The following is a 16,774-nucleotide window of genomic DNA, read 5'->3' as shown; positions in this document are numbered from 1 at the left end:
CTGCGGCGGGGCTCCTCCTGGGTTGGTTCGGGGCGACCCCGCTGTGGCCTCGGGGTCACTCTCGGTCCTCCTCGGCCTGCTCACGGGTGGACTCGCGCACTGCGACTGTGCGAGGCTTGCTGCGATGTGGCGGGAGACGGTGGGAGCACATGGACCCGACGCGGGAACCGACACACGACCGGTGCGCCATCACCTCGTGCGGGTGGTGCGATCGGGACGGAGTCGACTGCCGGTTCTGTTCAGGTACCGGGTGGTGGCGGCCCGAACAGCCGCACCGGGACGGCAGCGGTGTGATCGTCTGGCTCAGAATCGACGAGCCGTGCCGCGGCTGTGCCGGGACGGGCAAGGAACACGACTCGACCGCCGCCCGGTGAGAGTTCGACGGGTCACGGCTGGACGAGGAGCGAGACAGTGCGCTGGGTGACCTATCTGTCGCCGAGCGGCGGACGCGAGCGTGCCGCCGCGCTGGACGACGGCGACGTGCTGGGCCTGCCCGGCGACGACCGCCTCACGGACCTGCTCGAGGCGGGGCTCGGGGTCCTGGCCGCCGCCCACGAGCGCGCGGTCGCGGCCCCCATCGAGATCATCGTCGAGCCCGAGGCGCGGATGTGCTCTCCCGTGGTCCCCACGGCACTGGTGCCGGTGCGCGCGGGCGACGACCTGTGGGAGGTCCACCCGGAGCTGGTCGTCGGCGTGGACGATGCCGTCGTGCCCACGGCCAGTGCGGCCAGGGCCGGTGTGGCCGCCCTGAACTCGAGCGACGGATCCGTGCTCGCCTACACCCCCGCCTGCCTGTGGCTGGACACCGACGGGTGGCCCGCCCAGCTGAGCCTGGGACCCGTCCTGGTGACCGCCGACGAGCTCGGCACCGGCCCGCTGCGGGTGAGCGCGGAGATGGAGGAGCGGGAGCTGGGCCGTGGTCTGGTCGATCCCGCCGACGCCTGGCTGACCGCCGGGCCGGGCCGGATCCGCGCACTCCTGCCGGTGGCCACCCCGCCGCTGGCCGCGAACGACGAACTGTTCGTCGACGCCGACACCCTGGGCACCTTCGAGGTCAGGGTGGGATCGCAGGTTTAGGGTCTGGCCGAAACAGGTCACCGCGGGCCGTCAGGGCGTGTACTCCCAGTGCCAGGGCTCGAAGCCGTCGCGCGCCCAGGACGGGTTGTCCCACCCGTAGTCCGGCGCGGTGGCCAGCATCCACTCGTGCTCGGGCGTACCGACGCGGTGCACGCCCCCGCACAGGTCCACGGCCACGCCGAGGCCGTGCTGGCTCGTGCCCGGCCGGGCGGCCATGCCGGGCAGCATCTCCTCGAACAGTCGGACCTGCTCGTGGTACGGGCGGTAGGAATCGGCCACGCACATCCGGCGGCCGAACTCCGACCGGAACGCGCCGTCCAGTTCGATGAAGGCCTGGGCCGCGTCCGCCCGCAGCCGTTCGCCGGGCTGGGGAAGCGGGCACAGCAGGGCCTCGGGGATCCGTCCGTTCGTGTGGGCGGCCACGGAGCCGGGGGTGCAGCCGTGGTCACTGGAGCCCTCGGCGGCGGCCTCGGGCGGCGCGGCGGCCGTCCGCGCGTTCGCCAGGGCCTCCTCGTGCCGCTCCTCCTCGGCGTCGGGGTCCCGCTCCTCGGCGAGCCGCGCCTCCAGCCGGCTCTGCTCCTCGACCAGTGTGCGGACGTAGCCCTCCTGCTCGGCGACGGCGGCCTCGGCCTCCTCGCGGGCCGTCCGCGCGGCCTCGGCGGCCTCGGCCTGCTCCTCCTCGACGGTCTCGGCGACCTCGGCGAGCGTGCCCGTGGCGATCCGCGCGGCCTCGGCCCGGTCCAGGTCGGCGGTGCGGTGCTCACCGAGCAGGGTCAGGTAGGCACCCCGTTCCAGCAGCTCGTCGGGCCCGTTCGGGCCGGTCCAGGCGTGCACCATGCTCAGGTCGCCGCCCATGTAGGCCGTGGCGGCCTGCTGGGCGGCGGCCGTGCGCGCCCGCGCGCGGTGCCCGTCCGCGCTCTCGGCGCGCTCCTCGGCCGCCTCCCGCGCCTCGGTCAGCTCGGCCAGCCGGGTGCTTTCCCTCCGGTAGCGCTCGATCCGCTCCGTCGCGGTCCGGCGCAGGGTCTCCATCCCCGCGCGCAGCTCCGCCAGTTCCACGCGCACGTCGCCCAGTGCGGCCTCCGGCACGGTGTCGGGATCGGCCGCTCCCGGGGCGGCCGACGTCAGCGCGAGCACGACCGCGGCGCCGAGGGGGAGCACGACCGTGACCGAAAACCGCCCTCCCGGCGCGGGCCGGCGGAAAGGGCGTTCAGAACCCTGCGGTTCGCTCGTGTCACCGCGCGTGTTCGCCTTCGGGCATGGGTCGGCTCGCATTCCCGCATCCTCCTCAGGACCTGCGTCAACGTCTTGTCACGATGTCATGTCGAGGCGGTCTTGATGAGGATGTTGGGGGTGTGTCCAAATAGTTACCTGATGGCCGGTGTGGGTTTCGGTCACCCTGTCTGACCTGGAAAATTGGTCATAATGCCGACGGGAGGGGCATTATGTCCCTGGGTCAGCGTGGATGATCTTGCCGAAGGCCGCCAAACGGTCGAAGCGAGCCCTTCGCGCCCATTGGTACGCTATCCACCGCACGTGCACCCAGTGCAGGACTTCGGGTGTGCGGCGCCTCTCCTCCCAGGCGAGTCCGGCGGACAGTCTCACATCTCCCCACATTCCCACCGCTTCCTCTGGTGGACCAAGTGGTCTATACCGGTTCTCCTCCGAAGAAGGAGTCTTCGGTCTGGAGCGGTCAATCCCTGGGTTCAACAGCCGTTCGAGGCGGTGACACGAAAGGTTGCGAGGGTCCGTGTCGACACGAGCGACGAACAACGGGGCCAGCGCGCAGAGCGAGGCAGCGCAGGCCGAACATGCCGATGCCCCGCGACGGCGCAGAGCCAAGTGGTGGCGGCCGCGTCACTGGCGGGTGCGGTCCCGACTGGTGGCGCTCATCGTCATCCCCACCGCCGTGGCGCTCGCGCTCGGTGGACTGAGGGTCTACGAGGCCGCGGACTCCACGGTCACCCACGCGCACATCGAGAGCCGCGCCGAGGTCGGCGTGCTCATCGTGCAGCTGGCCAACCAGCTCGGCCGTGAGCGCACCGCGAGCGCGATCTACATCTCCGACAACGCCGACCCCGAGCGCCGCTCCGACCAGCTGCGCCAGGCCCTGGACGAGGAACGCGCCGCGTCGCAGTCCCTCCAGACCAGCCTGGAGGCCCAGCTGGAGGACATCGGCGAGATGGACGGCGGCCTGGCCCAGACCCGGCTGTCCACCATGAACAGCCAGCTCGGCACCCTCAGCAACCTGCGCGACGAGGTCAACGAGACCCGCATCACGGTGCTGCCGGTCGTCACCAAGTACCGCACCATCTCGCGGGCCCTGGCGGACTTCAACCAGACGATCGCCGACGAGACCGACGACACCGAGCTGCGTGAGGGCGTGCGCGCGCTCACCGCTCTGTCGAGCGCTCGTGACCAGCTCTCCTACGAGACCGCGCTGATGAGCCACTCGCTCACCAGGAACACGATGACCGGCGGTATCGCCGAGGCCATCGACTCCAGCCGGGCCCGCTACGAGAATGAGATCTCCAACTTCATCCAGGCGGCCTCGACGTCCCAGAGGGCGGTCTTCGACGAGAACTTCACCGGCCTGGAGGTCAGCCAGGTCTCCACGATGCGCATGCGCGTCATGTACCGCGCCGAGCGCGGGGACAACCTGACCGGTGTGACGGAGAACGACGGCCCCGACGACTACGCGGTCATCGCCAACACCGCCCTGGACCGCCTCCAGACGGTCGAGGAGGAGATCGCCGACGGCATCTCCGCGGCCGCCGGCGACCTGCGCGAGCAGGCCATGATGCGGGCACTGGGCGACCTCATCGTCGTCGCGCTGGTGCTCCTCGCGGTCTTCGTGCTCACCTCGCTGGTGGTCCGCTCCCTGGTGCGCCCGCTGCGCACCCTGGAGGACGGTGCCCGCCGCGTCGCCGAGCGCGACCTGCCCGAGGCGATCAACCGGATGCAGGAGGCGGGCACCGCCCCCGACTCCGTCCGGGTCACGCCCATCGAGGTCGACACCCACGACGAGATCGGCGAGGTGGCCCGGGCCTTCGACGACGTCCACCGCGTCGCGCTCACGCTGGCCTCCGACGAGGCCGCGCTGCGCAGCAACGTCAACGCGATGTTCGTCAACCTCTCCCGCCGAAGCCAGACCCTGGTGGAGCGGCAGCTACGCCTCATCGACGGCCTGGAGCAGTCGGAGCAGGACTCCGACCGCCTGTCCGACCTCTTCCAACTGGACCACCTCGCGACGCGTATGCGCCGCAACAACGAGAACCTGCTGGTCCTGTCCGGTCAGGACAACACCCGCAAGTGGGCCCAGCCCGTCCCGCTGGTCGACGTCCTGCGCGGCGCGGTCTCCGAGGTGGAGCAGTACGAGCGCGTCAACGTCCGCGCCCCGTCCCATATCTCGGTGCTCGGCCGCCCGGTCAACGACGTCATCCACCTCGTCGCCGAGCTGGTCGAGAACGCCACGTCGTTCTCGCCGCACGACACCGAGGTGCTGGTCAGCGCCAAGACGCTCGACAACGGCGGCGTGCAGGTCGACGTCACCGACAGCGGTATCGGCATGGCCCCGGACGACCTGGAGGCGATCAACGCCCGCCTGGCCGCCCCGCCGGTCATCGACGTCGCGGTCTCGCGCCGCATGGGCCTGTTCGTGGTCTCGCGCCTGGCGCACCGCCACGGCGTCCGGCTCCAGCTCCGGGAGGCGCACGGCGGCGGTACCACCGCCATCGTGATCTTCCCGCCGGACCTGCTCATCACGCCGGTCGAGGGCCAGCACGCCCTCGGCGGCGCGGACGCCCGTCCCGAGCTGGCCTCGGCGGCGCCCGACACCTACGCCGACGCCGAGGCGGCCTTCGCCTCGACCCCGGCCGCGGCCGAGCCCGGCGACGCCTGGCAGACGCGCGAGACGACCGCCGGTCCGGGCGACCTGGGCGGCCTGCCCAAGCGCCAGCCCGGCGGCGCGCGCTCGGAGGAGCACCCGCCGAGCGGCCAGGACCTGTGGGGCAACGACACCTCCTCCGGTTCGCCGTGGCAGCCCACCGCGGGCAGCGGCGTCACCGGGAACGGGGCCGGCACCTCGCCGGTCGTGGACCCCTACGACGTCCCGGAGGACGAGGCACCGGCGCAGGACACCGGCCGCAGCCTCTTCGACCCGGCTCCGCGCGCCGACACCGGCGACTCCACGCCCTTCGGCGACCACGGGTCCGTCGGCCGGTCCTCGGACACCGGGTCCTTCAGCCGGCCCGAGACCGACTCCTTCAGCCGACCGGCCGACACGGGCTCCTTCCGCCGTCCGACGACGGACACCGGGGCCTTCCGCCGGCCGCTCGACGCCTCGGAGTCCTACGACGCCTTCAGCGGCGCGAGCTCCGCCCCGGCCGACGGCGGCGCCAACGGCACCGGGTCCTTCGACCGGCACGGGGCCGCACCGGCCTCGCCGCGTCCCGACGACACCGAGACGTTCCCCGCGGTGTCCTCGGCCTGGGACACCGGCGCGCAGCAGCCGCCGCAGCCGCAGGCCTCGCACCAGGCTCCGGCCCCGCAGGCGCCCGAGGCGCCCGAGGCCGGCAACGGGAACTGGCGCTCCGGCGGTTCGGACTCCCGGGAGGGCTACGGGTCCACGGCCTACCTCTCGCGGCGCTACGGGGGCACTCAGGGGCCGAACAACACGGTCGTGCCCCCGACCCCGGGCGGAGACGACAACGACTCGCTGCCGATCTTCGACGCGATCGAGTCCAACTGGTTCAAGCGCCGCACTGGCGGACCTACGGTGGACACCACCGAGACCGGGCCGATCCCGCAGGTCGGGGCCGACTCGCCGAGTCCGGCCGCCGCACAGGCCACCAGGGAGGAGCCCGCTCCGCAGCCCAACGGCAGCGCCGGATCGGAGCAGGAGTGGAACTCCGCGGCGGACCGCGGGTGGAAGGCCGCACGCACCGCGGCGGAGCCGCTCGCGGGTGGTCTCACCACCTCGGGGTTGCCAAAACGCGTTCCCAAGGCAAACCTTGTCCCGGGGACCGCCCCCAAGCCGGAGAACTTCAAGCAGATGCCCACGCGCAGTGCCGACCGGGTTCGCAACCGATTCTCTGGTTTCCAAAAGGGTGTTCGGGACGGCCGAAACCGACTCGGCGACCGCCCGACTGAGGAGTGACGTCAGTGCAACCTGGTGGGACGGGGTCCCCCTTATTCCTCGAAGCCGGATGCAATAGCATCTACCGAGCTTCTCGGACGCGCGACACCCGACGCTTGACGAGAACACCACACGAGGCTCCCGGCGTCCCCCACGGGAGGGGCCGGGCAGTTCGCAGAGGCAGTGCTGTCACATGCCGTGCCGGCGGTAGCAGTGCCGTAAGACCAGCCGGCGAACTTGGACAGGAGATCAGATGAGTCGACAGGTGAACGAGCTCAACTGGTTGATCACTGACTTTGCCGACCGGGTGCCTGACGTCGCCCACGCGATCGTCGTCTCATCAGACGGCCTTCCACTGGCGTCGTCGGCAGGGTTCCCGGCGGACCGGGCCGACCAGCTGGCGGCGATCGCCTCCGGCCTGTCCAGCCTCACGCAGGGCGCGGCCCGGGTGTTCGAGGGTGGCGCGGTCGCGCAGACCGTCGTGGAAATGGAGCGGGGGCTCATGCTGATCATGGCGATCAGCGATGGCTCCTGTCTGGCGGTCCTGGCCGCGGCCGAGAGTGACCTGGGTCTGGTCGCGTACGAGATGACACTGCTCGTCGAGCGGGCGGGGCGGGCGCTGACTCCAACGGCGCGCACCTCGGGAATCCACTGATCCACCACCGACAGGAGGAAGTGGTGGCACCTCACAGTAGAGATGCCGGGAGCGCCTCGTGGTTCGGGCAACAGCCGAGCGGTCCCCCCACCGGGGGAGTGCCGGCCGTTCCGGGCGGCGGAGATGTTCCTCGACCAATGCAACAACCGTTTGACCAACGACCAGCGGGGGGCAGCGCGCCCAGTTCTCTCGTGCGCCCCTACGCGGTCACCAAGGGCCGTACCAAGCCGAAGTCCCAGCTTCCCCTGGAAGCTCTGATCTCGGCGACCGCGGCCGCTCGCAACGAGTCTGGGACGCTGACGCCCGAATGGCAGGCGATCAGCGATCTGTGCCGGGAATGGCGTTCCGTGGCGGAGATCTCCGCGCTGTTGCGGATGCCTCTCGGTGTGGCGCGGGTGCTTGTGGCGGACATGTCCGAGCAGGGACTGGTCCAGATCAGGTCTTCGCTCAACAACGAGGCCCGTCCCAACACCAACCTGCTTGAAAGGGTGCTCAGTGGACTTCGCAAGCTCTAGCCCAGCCGAGGAAGGCGGTGCTGGGGGGAACGCGATGACGTCGGTCAAGATCGTCGTCGCCGGGGGCTTCGGTGTCGGGAAGACGACATTCGTAGGCTCCGTCTCCGAGATCGTGCCGCTGACCACCGAGGCGGTCATGACCAGCGCCAGTGTCGGGGTCGACGACCTCGCCAAGACGCCGGACAAGCAGACCACCACCGTGGCCATGGACTTCGGCCGTGTCTCCCTCGACTCCGACCTGATCCTGTACCTGTTCGGCACCCCCGGACAGCACCGGTTCTGGTTCATGTGGGACGACCTGGTCAAGGGCGCGATCGGTGCCGTCGTCCTGGTGGACACCCGTCGTCTGGCGGACTGCTTCCCCGCGATCGACTACTTCGAAGAGGCGCGTCTGCCCTTCATCGTGGGGATCAACGGGTTCGACGGGTACTACCCCCACGCGGCCGACGAGGTCCGGGACGCGCTGACCCTCAGCCCGGAGATCCCGATCGTCCAGGTGGACGCCCGTGACAAGGCCTCCACCAAGTCGACGCTCATCACCCTCGTCGAGCACGCCATCACGGTGGGGGACCCCGAGGGCGCGGCCGGACAGCCCACCTCCACCGGGGGCCAGAACTCCTGGCGCTGACACCCGGGCCGGGGTCCCGCACGAGCACGGCCCGGTTCCCGCACGGCGGGGACCGGGCGCCCGTGCTGGCATGATGGATCCATGAGTTCTCCCTCGCATCCCGATGCGGCCGCGATGACCCAGAGGTTCCGACGGGTGGCCGAGCGAGTGCTCGACGCCCTGCTCGCCGACGCCCCCGAGTGGGCCCTGGAGCTGGGGGACACCCGCGGTGCCGCCCGCCTGTCCGACCACTCGGTGGGGGCGGACGCCTCCCGGGTCGCCCTGCTCGCCGACGCCCTGGGGTCGCTGGACGAGATCGACGGCGACCTCATCCCCGAGGGCGACCTGGTCGACCTGGAGATCCTGCGCTCCAAGGTCAGCGCCGACCTGTGGCACCTCACCGAGCTGCGCCCGCACACCTGGAACCCCCTGCTGCACTCGCCGGGCGGGGCCGTCCTGGCCCTGGTCGAGCGGGACGTCCTCCCGCTGCCCGAGCGCCTGGAGGCCCTGGCGGCGCGCTGTGCCGGGCTGCCCGACCACCTCGCCACCGCCCGCGCCCGCCTGGCCGAGGGGCCCGGGATGCCCCGCGTCCACGTCGAGACGGCCCTGGCCCAGCTCGCGGGCGCCCGCGAGCTGCTCACCACCGACGTCCCCGCGCTCGCCGAGCGCGACCCCGGCCTGCGCGGCCGGGTCGGCGACGCGGCCCGCACCGGGCTGGCCGCGGTGGAGGAGCACGAGGCGTGGCTGCGCGCGCGCCTGGACACCGCCACCGCCGACCCCCGCCTGGGCGAGCGGGACTTCGCCGCCCAGCTCTGGTACACGCTCGACTCCGAGGTCTCCCCCGAGGCCCTGCTGGTCCGCGCCGAGAGCGACCTCCTCGCCACGGAGGAGGCCATCGCCGAGGCCGCGGCGGAGTACGAGGGCCGACCGCGCCGCCCCGGACAGGTCGCCGAGGTGCTCTCCGGCCTGGCCGCCGGCACCGCCACCGACGCCGACACCGTGCGGCCCTCGTGCACGCGGGCGCTGGAGCACCTGGACGCCCGGGTGCGCGAACTCGGCCTGGTGACCGTCCACGACGACCCCGTGCGCATCATCCCGATGCCCCGGTCGCGCCAGGGCGTCTCGGTCGCCTACTGCGACGCCCCGGGCCCCCTGGACCCCGCCGCCCGGGACCAGCCCACCCTCGTCGCGGTCGCGCCGCCGCCCGAGGACTGGCCGGCCGAGCGGCGCGCGTCGTTCTTCCGCGAGTACAACGGCGCCATGCTGCGCAACCTCATGGTCCACGAGGCGGTCCCCGGACACGCCCTGCAACTCGCCCACGCCGCCCGCCACGACGGCGGCACACGCGTGCGCAACGTCCTGTGGAGCGGCACCTTCGTGGAGGGCTGGGCGGTCTACACCGAGGAGCTGATGGCCCGGCACGGGTGGAACGGCGGCACCGGCGAGGCCTCCCGCCGCGAGGACCTCGCCCTGCGCCTGGTCCAGCTCAAGATGCGCCTGCGGGTCATCCTCAACGCGATCCTGGACGTGCGCCTGCACACCCGCGGCCTCACCGAGTCCGAGGCCATCGCCCTGCTCACCGAGCGCGGCCACCAGGAGGAGGGCGAGGCCGTCGGCAAGTGGCGGCGCGCCCAGCTCACCAGCGCCCAGCTGTCCACGTACTACGTGGGCTACGCCGAGGTCGCCGACCTGGCCCGCGACCTGTCGGCGGCCCGTCCCGGCGCCGACGCGCGCCAGGTCCACGACGCCATGCTCGCCCACGGCTCCCCGCCCCCGCGCCACCTGCGCACCCTGCTCGGCCTGTGAGCCGGGCCGTGCCCGCCCGCCGACCCGTGCCCGGCCGGCCGGAGGCGGGCGGACGCCGTTCCCCGCGGGCGCTCCTATGCTGGGTCCGAAGGACGACGAACCCGGACGACGGAACGGACGAGCGATGAGCGGTGGCTCCCAGCGGCCCGAGGACGGGCCCAGCGACCTCCCGGGTGCGGGCACGGGGACCCCGGACGGCTGGGACCGGTTGTGGACGCCGCACCGCATGGCCTACATCAAGGGCGAGGGCAAGCCCAGCGGCTCACGTCCCGAGGACGGGTGCCCGTTCTGCCGGGCGCCCGGGCTGCCCGACGCCGAGGGGCTCGTGGTCGCGCGCGGCAAGAGCGCCTACGCCGTCCTCAACCTCTACCCCTACAACAGCGGCCACCTGCTGGTGTGCCCCTACCGCCACGTGTCCGAGTACACGGCACTGGACGAGGACGAGACCGCCGAGGTCGCCGCGCTCACCCAGGCCGGGATCCGGGCGCTCGGCGCCGCCTACCGCCCCCAGGGGTTCAACGTCGGCATGAACCTCGGTACTGTCGCCGGTGCGGGCATCGCCGCGCACCTGCACCAGCACATCGTGCCCCGCTGGGGCGGCGACACCAACTTCATGCCCGTCATCGGACAGACCAAGATCCTGCCCGAGATGCTGGAGCGGACCCGCGCCGCACTGGCCGACCACTGGCCCCGCGACTGACCCGGGCACGCACGCCCGCCCGTACGGCGCGCGGCGGGGCCGAAGGCGGCCCCTCGGCGGCGGGACGACGCGCCGCCCCCACCGGGCGCGGTTCCCACCCCCGCGACCCTTCCCGTCCTACGATCACAAGAAGACATGCTGAGAATCCTTCGTCCCCTGATCTCCCGGATCACCGCTCCGCTCGGACGGAGCCTGGCCCGGATCGGCCTGACGCCGAACATCGTGACCGTCATCGGCGCCGTGGGCGTCGTCGCGGGCGCGCTGTACTTCTATCCGCGCGGCGAACTGTACGCGGGCTCGGTGGTCATCACCGTCTTCGCCCTGTTCGACATGCTCGACGGCGCCGTCGCCCGGGCCAAGGGCACCGCCAGCGAGTTCGGCGCCTTCCTCGACTCCACCCTCGACCGCGTCGCCGACGCCGCGATCCTCGCCGGCCTCCTGTGGTGGTTCATCGGCGAAGGTGAGGACCCCCTGCTCGCCGGGCTCACGCTGTTCTGCCTCATCACCGGCTTCATGGTGTCCTACATCAAGGCGCGCGCGGAGGGCCTGGGCGTCAACTGCGACGTCGGCATGGCCGAGCGCACCGAGCGCCTGATCATCATCCTGGTCGCCGTCGGCGTCAGCGAGTTCGGCGTGCCCTACATCCTCGCCGGGGGGCTGTGGCTGCTGGCCGGGCTCAGCCTCGTCACGGTCCTGCAGCGGCTCATGGAGACCCGCGCCCGGCTCAACGACCGCGATCCCCGTTTGGCCGGCCTCCGTCGCGGTGAGGAGTCCGAGCAGGACTCCGGCGGTTCCGACACGGCCTCCGACACCGGCTCCGACGCCGACGAGCAGAGCAACTCCGGGTCCGACGCGGGCACCGGGACCTGAGGCCGCACAGGGGAGGAGGGGACACCACGTGGACGAACGCACGGCCGCCCTGGCCTACTCCGCCGGATGGGCGATGGTCCGCCGCTCGCCCGAACGCGCGGGCCGGGCGGTGTTCCGGCAGATGGCCGACCGGTCCTGGCGCACGCACGACGACGCCACCCGGGGCCTGGAGCGCAACCTGCGGCGCCTGCTGGGCCCCCGGGCGACCGACGCCCAGTTGCGCGCGCTCTCGCGCGCGGGCATGCGCTCCTACATGCGCTACTACTACGAGATGTTCCGGCTGCCCGCCATGGGATCGGACCACCTCGTGTGCCACACCCGCCAGAGCGGCATCGAGGTCCTGGAGGGCCACCTGCGCGCCGGCCGGGGCGTCGTTGCCGCGCTGCCCCACATGGGCAACTGGGACCACGCCGGGGCCTGGATCGCGCTGCGCGGCCACACACTGACCACCGTGGCCCAGCGGCTGCGGCCGGAGAGCCTGTTCCAGCGGTTCACCGCCTATCGGGAGTCCCTGGGGATGGAGGTGCTGCCGCTGAGCGGCGGCTCCGGCACCGTGGGCACCCTCGCCCGGCGGCTGCGCGAGGGCGGACTGGTGTGCCTGCTGGCCGACCGCGACATCAACGGCGGCGGCCCGGAGGTCGACTTCTTCGGGGAGAAGGCGCGCATGCCCTCCGGCCCGGCCTCCCTGGCCATGAACACCGACGCCGCGCTCATGCCCGTGTCCCTCTGGTACGACGGCCCGTACTGGAACATCCGCGTCCACGACGAGATCCCCGTCGCCCCCGGCGCCCAGCGCAGCGACCGCGTCCGGGACACCACGCAGGCGCTCGCGCACGTGTTCCAGGACGCCATCGCCGAGCACCCCGAGGACTGGCACATGCTCCAGACGGTGTTCAGCGCCGACCACGACGCCGACCGGGCACGGGAGCTCGAACGGATCGAACGGGGAGGGTGAGCGTGGGCATGCGCGTCGGTCTGGTCTGTCCCTACAGCTGGGACGTTCCGGGCGGTGTGCAACAGCACGTCGGCGACCTCGCCGACGCGCTCGTCGCCATGGGCCACGAGGTGTCGGTGCTGGCGCCCGTGGGGGACACCGGGGCTGCCGTGCCCGACCACCTCGTGCCCGCCGGGCGCCCCGTGCCGGTGCCCTACAACGGGTCGGTGGCCCGGGTCGCCTTCGGGCCGCGCACCGCCGCCCGGGTCCGGCGCTGGATCGCCGAGGGCGGCTTCGACCTGCTGCACATCCACGAGCCCGCCGCGCCCAGCGTCTCGCTGCTGGCGTGCTGGGCGGCCGACGGGCCGCTGGTGGCCACGTTCCACACCGCCAACCCGCGGTCGCGGGCCATGGCGGTGGGCTCGGGCGCGCTGCGCTCGGCGCTGGAGAAGATCAACGGGCGCATCGCCGTGTCCGAGGCGGCCCGCCGGACCCTGGTCGAGCACCTGGGCGGCGACGCGGTCCTCATCCCCAACGGCGTGGCCGCCGACGCGTTCGCGCGCGCCGAACCCCTGGCGGGCTGGCCGGGGGAGGGCGGCTCCCTCGGCTTCCTGGGCAGGGTGGACGAACCGCGCAAGGGCCTGGCCACCCTGGCACGGGCCTTCGTCCGTCTGGCCGAGGACCGCCCCGGGCTGCGGCTGATGGTCGCGGGGCCGGGCGACCCGGACACCGCGCTGGCCGACGTCCCCGGGCACCTGCGCCCGCGGGTGTCCGTGCTCGGGCGCCTGAGCGAGGCCGACCGGGTCCGCGCCTACCACTCCACCGACGTCTTCTGCGCGCCCAACCTGGGCGGCGAGAGCTTCGGTATCGTGCTCACCGAGGCGATGGCCGCCGGCGCGGCCATCGTCGCCAGCGACATCCCCGCCTTCGCCGCGGTCCTGGACGGGGGCGGGGCGGGGGAGCTGTTCGCCGCCGGCGACGCCGACGACCTCGCCGCCCGCGCCGGGGCCCTGCTGGACGACCGCGCCCGCCGCGCCGAGCTGTCCGCGGCCGCGCGTCTGGCCGTGCGCGCCTACGACTGGGGAACGGTCGCCGCCGACGTCGCGCGCGTGTACGAGACCGTCCTGATGTGGGACGGCACCGGGCACGGCCACCCGTCCGGGGTCCGACTGGACAACGGGCCCAGCGCCACCGCGCTGCTGCGCCGAGGGCAGGTGTGACCGTGCTCGCCGTGACCGTCACCGTCGCCGCCGCGGTCCTGGCCGCGCTGGCACTGGGCGTGTACCTGTCCTGGCGGGCCACCCGGCTGCACCGGCTCCACGTGCGCGTGGACATCGCCCGCGCCGCCCTGGAGGAGGCCCTGCGCAGGCGCGGCGCGGCCGTGCTGGACCTGGTGGCGGCCCGCGTGCGCGCGGCCGACGACCCGCGCGGAGGCGACCACGGCCAGGTCCCGGCGCCGGTCGAGGAGCTGATGGCCGCGGCCACCGCGGCGCTCGCCGCCGGCGGGGACGGGCGGCGCCACGGGGGTCCGTCGGATGAGGCGGCGGGACGGCAGGCGCGCCGCGAACTCGCGGAGAGCCGGCTGTCGCGCGCTCTGCGCGCCGCCGTCGAACCCGGGAACGGCCCCGTGGGGGCGGTGGCCGGCGCCTCCTCGGAGGAGGTGCGGGAGCGGCTGGCCGCGGTGGCGGCGGCCGGCAGGAGCGTCCAGCTGGCGCGCACGTTCTACAACGATGCCGTGTCCGACACCCGAAGGGCCCGCCGGTCACGCCCGGTGCGGCTGTTCCGGCTCGCGGGCACGGCGCCGCTGCCGGACTACTTCGACATCGACGACCGGGCGCCGCGCACGCCCTCCTCCATGGTCGAACCGGACACCCTGTAAGGGCAGGACCCGCGAAAACACCGATCTGGCCAAACCACCCCGGAGGGTGAGGAACTACCATGGGGGCCTGGTAGACCCCAGGGCGCGCGGCCCCGACGGAGTCCGCGCGCCCTCCGCGCGAGACCCGCGCCGCCTCCCGGGGGACCACCACAACTCTGCGCACAACTCAGACGGGACGGGAGTCCACCACCGTGGCCACCAACGCATCGAACCCCACCGACAACGCCGTCGGTACACAGCGCGTCAAGCGCGGCATGGCCGAGCAGCTCAAGAACGGCGTCATCATGGACGTCGTCAACGCCGAGCAGGCCAAGATCGCCGAGGACGCCGGTGCCGTCGCGGTCATGGCCCTGGAGCGGGTCCCCGCCGACATCCGCAAGGACGGCGGCGTCGCCCGCATGTCCGACCCGGACATGATCGACGGCATCGTCGAGGCGGTCTCCATTCCGGTCATGGCCAAGGTCCGCATCGGACACTTCGTCGAGGCCCAGGTCCTGGAGTCCCTCGGCGTCGACTTCATCGACGAGTCCGAGGTCCTCACGCCCGCCGACGAGGCGTACCACATCGACAAGTGGGCGTTCACCGTCCCGTTCGTGTGCGGTGCGACCAACATCGGCGAGGCCCTGCGCCGCATCGCCGAGGGCGCGGCCATGATCCGTTCCAAGGGCGAGGCCGGCACCGGCAACGTCGTCGAGGCCACGCGCCACATGCGGTCGATCCGCTCCGAGATCAAGCGCCTGGGCACCCTGGACGAGCCGGAGCTCTTCGGCGCCGCCAAGGAGCTGCGCGCCCCGTACGAGATCGTCAAGGAGGTCGCGACCCTGGGCAAGCTCCCGGTGCCGCTGTTCTCCGCGGGCGGCGTGGCCACCCCGGCCGACGCCGCGCTCATGCGCCAGCTCGGCGCCGAGAGCGTCTTCGTCGGCTCGGGAATCTTCAAGTCCGGCGACCCGGCCCGGCGCGCCGACGCCATCGTCCAGGCCACGCTGCACTACGAGGACCCCGCGGTCATCGCGCGTGTCTCGCGCGGGCTCGGCGAGGCCATGGTGGGCATCAACCTGGATGACCTGGCCGAGTCGGAGCGTTACGCCGGACGGGGCTGGTAGCAGGACCGCCGCCGGCGCGGCCGTCCCTCCCGCGCCGGCACCGCCACACCATGCTCCGACCACGAGTGAGGCCGTTCTTGACCGCCAGACCCACCATCGGCGTCCTCGCCCTGCAGGGCGACGTCGCCGAGCACCTGCACGTGCTCGACCAGCTGGACGTGCACGCCGTGAAGGTGCTCGGCCCCGACCACCTCGACACCGTCGACGCCCTGGTCCTGCCCGGTGGGGAGTCCACCACCATGTCCAAGCTCGCGCTGCGCTACGGGCTGATGGAGCCGCTGCGCAAGCGCGTCGCGGCGGGCATGCCCGCCTACGGCACGTGCGCGGGCATGATCATGCTGGCCGACCACCTGCTGGGCGGCACCGCCGACCAGGAGACGGTCGGCGGCATCGACATGACCGTGCGGCGCAACGCCTTCGGCCGCCAGACGGAGTCCTTCGAGGCCGCGGTGGACATCGAGGGCGTGGGCGCGGAGCCGTTCGACGCGGTGTTCATCCGGGCGCCGTGGGTGGAGTCGGTGGGGCCCGAGGTCACGGTGCTCGGGAGCGTCCCCGGCCCCGATGAGGCCGGTAGGATCGTCGCCGTACGACAGGGCGGCCTGATGGCCACGTCCTTCCATCCCGAACTGACCGGCGACGCGCGCATCCACCGCCTCTTCGTCGACATCGTGAAAGGACAAGCATGAGCGGCCACTCCAAGTGGGCCACCACCAAGCACAAGAAAGCCGTCATCGATGCCAAGCGCGGCAAGCTCTTCGCCAAGCTGATCAAGAACATCGAGGTGGCCGCGCGTACCGGTGGTGGGGACCCCGACGGGAACCCGACGCTCTACGACGCCATCCAGAAGGCGCGCAAGAACTCCGTGCCCCAGGACAACATCGAGCGCGCCCGCAAGCGCGGCTCCGGTGAGGAGGCCGGCGGCGCGGAGTGGCAGACCATCATGTACGAGGGCTACGCCCCCGGCGGCGTGGCGATGCTGGTGGAGTGCCTGACCGACAACCGCAACCGTGCCGCCTCCGAGGTGCGCGTGGCGGTGACGCGCAACGGCGGCAACATGGCCGACGCCGGCTCGGTGTCCTACATGTTCAACCGCAAGGGCGTCGTCATCGTGCCCAAGGAGGGCACGAGTGAGGACGAGGTGACGCTGGCGGTGCTGGAGGCGGGCGCCGAGGACGTCGAGGACATCGGCGAGGCCTTCGAGATCGTGTGCGAGGCCACCGACCTGGTACCGGTCCGCACCGCGCTCCAGGAGTCGGGCATCGACTACGAGTCCGCCGACTCCAGCTTCCTGCCGACCATGGAGGTCCCGGTCGACGCCGAGACCGCCAAGAAGGTCATGCGGGTCGTGGACGCGCTGGAGGACTCCGACGACGTCCAGAACGTCTACACCAACGCCGACATCCCCGACGAGGTCATGGCCGAGATCGGCTGAGGACCCGTCGCCACGCCTGTGCCCTCCCCGCGTCCGGGGAGGGCACAGGCGTGTCCGGGGTG

General features: G+C 72.6%; 16 protein-coding genes. 15 read left to right on the top strand and 1 reads right to left on the bottom strand.

Annotated elements, in window-relative coordinates; translation table 11 throughout:
* The first annotated feature begins 149 nt into the window (after positions 1-149).
* Both HNR10_RS31105 and HNR10_RS06255 read left to right on the top strand, forming a co-directional pair.
* Complete coding sequence (locus tag HNR10_RS31105) at positions 150-374, top strand: hypothetical protein (protein ID WP_082376967.1); 225 nt, start codon at positions 150-152, stop codon at positions 372-374.
* Positions 375-411: 37 nt separating this feature from the next.
* Positions 412-1,077 (top strand): hypothetical protein, encoded by a 666-nt coding sequence (locus HNR10_RS06255; RefSeq protein ID WP_179821567.1) that lies wholly within the window; start codon positions 412-414, stop codon positions 1,075-1,077.
* 30 nt (positions 1,078-1,107) lie between these two features.
* Here the strand turns inward: HNR10_RS06255 and HNR10_RS06250 are convergent, their stop codons facing one another.
* On the bottom strand, positions 1,108-2,235 hold the full coding sequence (locus tag HNR10_RS06250) for a M15 family metallopeptidase (RefSeq protein WP_312889138.1): 1,128 nt from the start codon (positions 2,233-2,235) through the stop codon (positions 1,108-1,110).
* Positions 2,236-2,941: 706 nt separating this feature from the next.
* Here HNR10_RS06250 and HNR10_RS06245 point away from each other — a divergent pair.
* The 13 genes from HNR10_RS06245 to HNR10_RS06185 all read left to right on the top strand — a co-directional run bounded on the left by HNR10_RS06245 (position 2,942) and on the right by HNR10_RS06185 (position 16,712).
* The gene (locus HNR10_RS06245; RefSeq protein WP_312889479.1) at positions 2,942-6,232 is read left to right on the top strand and encodes a sensor histidine kinase; all 3,291 of its coding nucleotides are present in this window, start codon (positions 2,942-2,944) and stop codon (positions 6,230-6,232) included.
* 232 nt (positions 6,233-6,464) lie between these two features.
* The gene (locus tag HNR10_RS06240) at positions 6,465-6,866 is read left to right on the top strand and encodes a roadblock/LC7 domain-containing protein (RefSeq protein WP_014909276.1); all 402 of its coding nucleotides are present in this window, start codon (positions 6,465-6,467) and stop codon (positions 6,864-6,866) included.
* Between the two features lie 137 nt (positions 6,867-7,003).
* Complete coding sequence (locus HNR10_RS06235; RefSeq protein ID WP_218897632.1) at positions 7,004-7,381, top strand: DUF742 domain-containing protein; 378 nt, start codon at positions 7,004-7,006, stop codon at positions 7,379-7,381.
* Positions 7,382-7,415: 34 nt separating this feature from the next.
* Entirely contained in the window at positions 7,416-8,009 is a 594-nt protein-coding gene (locus tag HNR10_RS06230) for a GTP-binding protein (protein WP_017565656.1), read from the top strand.
* Positions 8,010-8,123: 114 nt separating this feature from the next.
* Positions 8,124-9,794, top strand: coding sequence for a DUF885 domain-containing protein (locus HNR10_RS06225; protein ID WP_179829567.1), 1,671 nt, complete (start codon positions 8,124-8,126; stop codon positions 9,792-9,794).
* Between the two features lie 124 nt (positions 9,795-9,918).
* Entirely contained in the window at positions 9,919-10,494 is a 576-nt protein-coding gene (locus HNR10_RS06220) for an HIT family protein (protein WP_179821563.1), read from the top strand.
* Positions 10,495-10,650: 156 nt separating this feature from the next.
* Entirely contained in the window at positions 10,651-11,364 is a 714-nt protein-coding gene (pgsA, locus tag HNR10_RS06215) for a phosphatidylinositol phosphate synthase (protein WP_179829566.1), read from the top strand.
* A gap of 28 nt (positions 11,365-11,392) precedes the next feature.
* On the top strand, positions 11,393-12,319 hold the full coding sequence (locus tag HNR10_RS06210; protein WP_179821562.1) for a phosphatidylinositol mannoside acyltransferase: 927 nt from the start codon (positions 11,393-11,395) through the stop codon (positions 12,317-12,319).
* A gap of 8 nt (positions 12,320-12,327) precedes the next feature.
* Positions 12,328-13,518, top strand: coding sequence for a glycosyltransferase family 4 protein (locus HNR10_RS06205; RefSeq protein ID WP_179829564.1), 1,191 nt, complete (start codon positions 12,328-12,330; stop codon positions 13,516-13,518).
* Positions 13,519-13,565: 47 nt separating this feature from the next.
* Entirely contained in the window at positions 13,566-14,177 is a 612-nt protein-coding gene (locus HNR10_RS06200) for a hypothetical protein (protein WP_179829565.1), read from the top strand.
* 191 nt (positions 14,178-14,368) lie between these two features.
* Complete coding sequence (pdxS, locus tag HNR10_RS06195) at positions 14,369-15,280, top strand: pyridoxal 5'-phosphate synthase lyase subunit PdxS (RefSeq protein WP_179821561.1); 912 nt, start codon at positions 14,369-14,371, stop codon at positions 15,278-15,280.
* A gap of 77 nt (positions 15,281-15,357) precedes the next feature.
* On the top strand, positions 15,358-15,966 hold the full coding sequence (gene pdxT, locus HNR10_RS06190) for a pyridoxal 5'-phosphate synthase glutaminase subunit PdxT (RefSeq protein ID WP_246406081.1): 609 nt from the start codon (positions 15,358-15,360) through the stop codon (positions 15,964-15,966).
* Positions 15,963-16,712: a YebC/PmpR family DNA-binding transcriptional regulator gene (locus HNR10_RS06185; protein WP_179821559.1), complete on the top strand. Its 750-nt coding sequence runs from the start codon at positions 15,963-15,965 to the stop codon at positions 16,710-16,712. Before pdxT ends, HNR10_RS06185 begins: the two co-directional genes overlap by 4 nt.
* Positions 16,713-16,774: the final 62 nt, after the last annotated feature.

Source organism: Nocardiopsis aegyptia (assembly GCF_013410755.1).
GTDB classification, from domain to species: Bacteria; Actinomycetota; Actinomycetes; order Streptosporangiales; family Streptosporangiaceae; genus Nocardiopsis; species Nocardiopsis aegyptia.
Note: the sequence above shows the minus strand (reverse complement) of the source record. Positions and strands in the feature narration are given on the sequence as shown.

What these genes read in the sequence shown, in the direction of transcription:
- HNR10_RS06240 (WP_014909276.1), top strand. Translation starts at nt 6,465, where the DNA reads ATGAGTCGACAGGTGAACGAGCTCAACTGGTTGATCACTGACTTTGCC.
- HNR10_RS06220 (WP_179821563.1), top strand. Translation starts at nt 9,919, where the DNA reads ATGAGCGGTGGCTCCCAGCGGCCCGAGGACGGGCCCAGCGACCTCCCG.
- HNR10_RS06205 (WP_179829564.1), top strand. Translation starts at nt 12,328, where the DNA reads ATGCGCGTCGGTCTGGTCTGTCCCTACAGCTGGGACGTTCCGGGCGGT.
- HNR10_RS06230 (WP_017565656.1), top strand. Translation starts at nt 7,416, where the DNA reads ATGACGTCGGTCAAGATCGTCGTCGCCGGGGGCTTCGGTGTCGGGAAG.
- HNR10_RS06235 (WP_218897632.1), top strand. Translation starts at nt 7,004, where the DNA reads ATGCAACAACCGTTTGACCAACGACCAGCGGGGGGCAGCGCGCCCAGT.
- HNR10_RS06225 (WP_179829567.1), top strand. Translation starts at nt 8,124, where the DNA reads ATGACCCAGAGGTTCCGACGGGTGGCCGAGCGAGTGCTCGACGCCCTG.
- HNR10_RS06185 (WP_179821559.1), top strand. Translation starts at nt 15,963, where the DNA reads ATGAGCGGCCACTCCAAGTGGGCCACCACCAAGCACAAGAAAGCCGTC.
- HNR10_RS31105 (WP_082376967.1), top strand. Translation starts at nt 150, where the DNA reads ATGGACCCGACGCGGGAACCGACACACGACCGGTGCGCCATCACCTCG.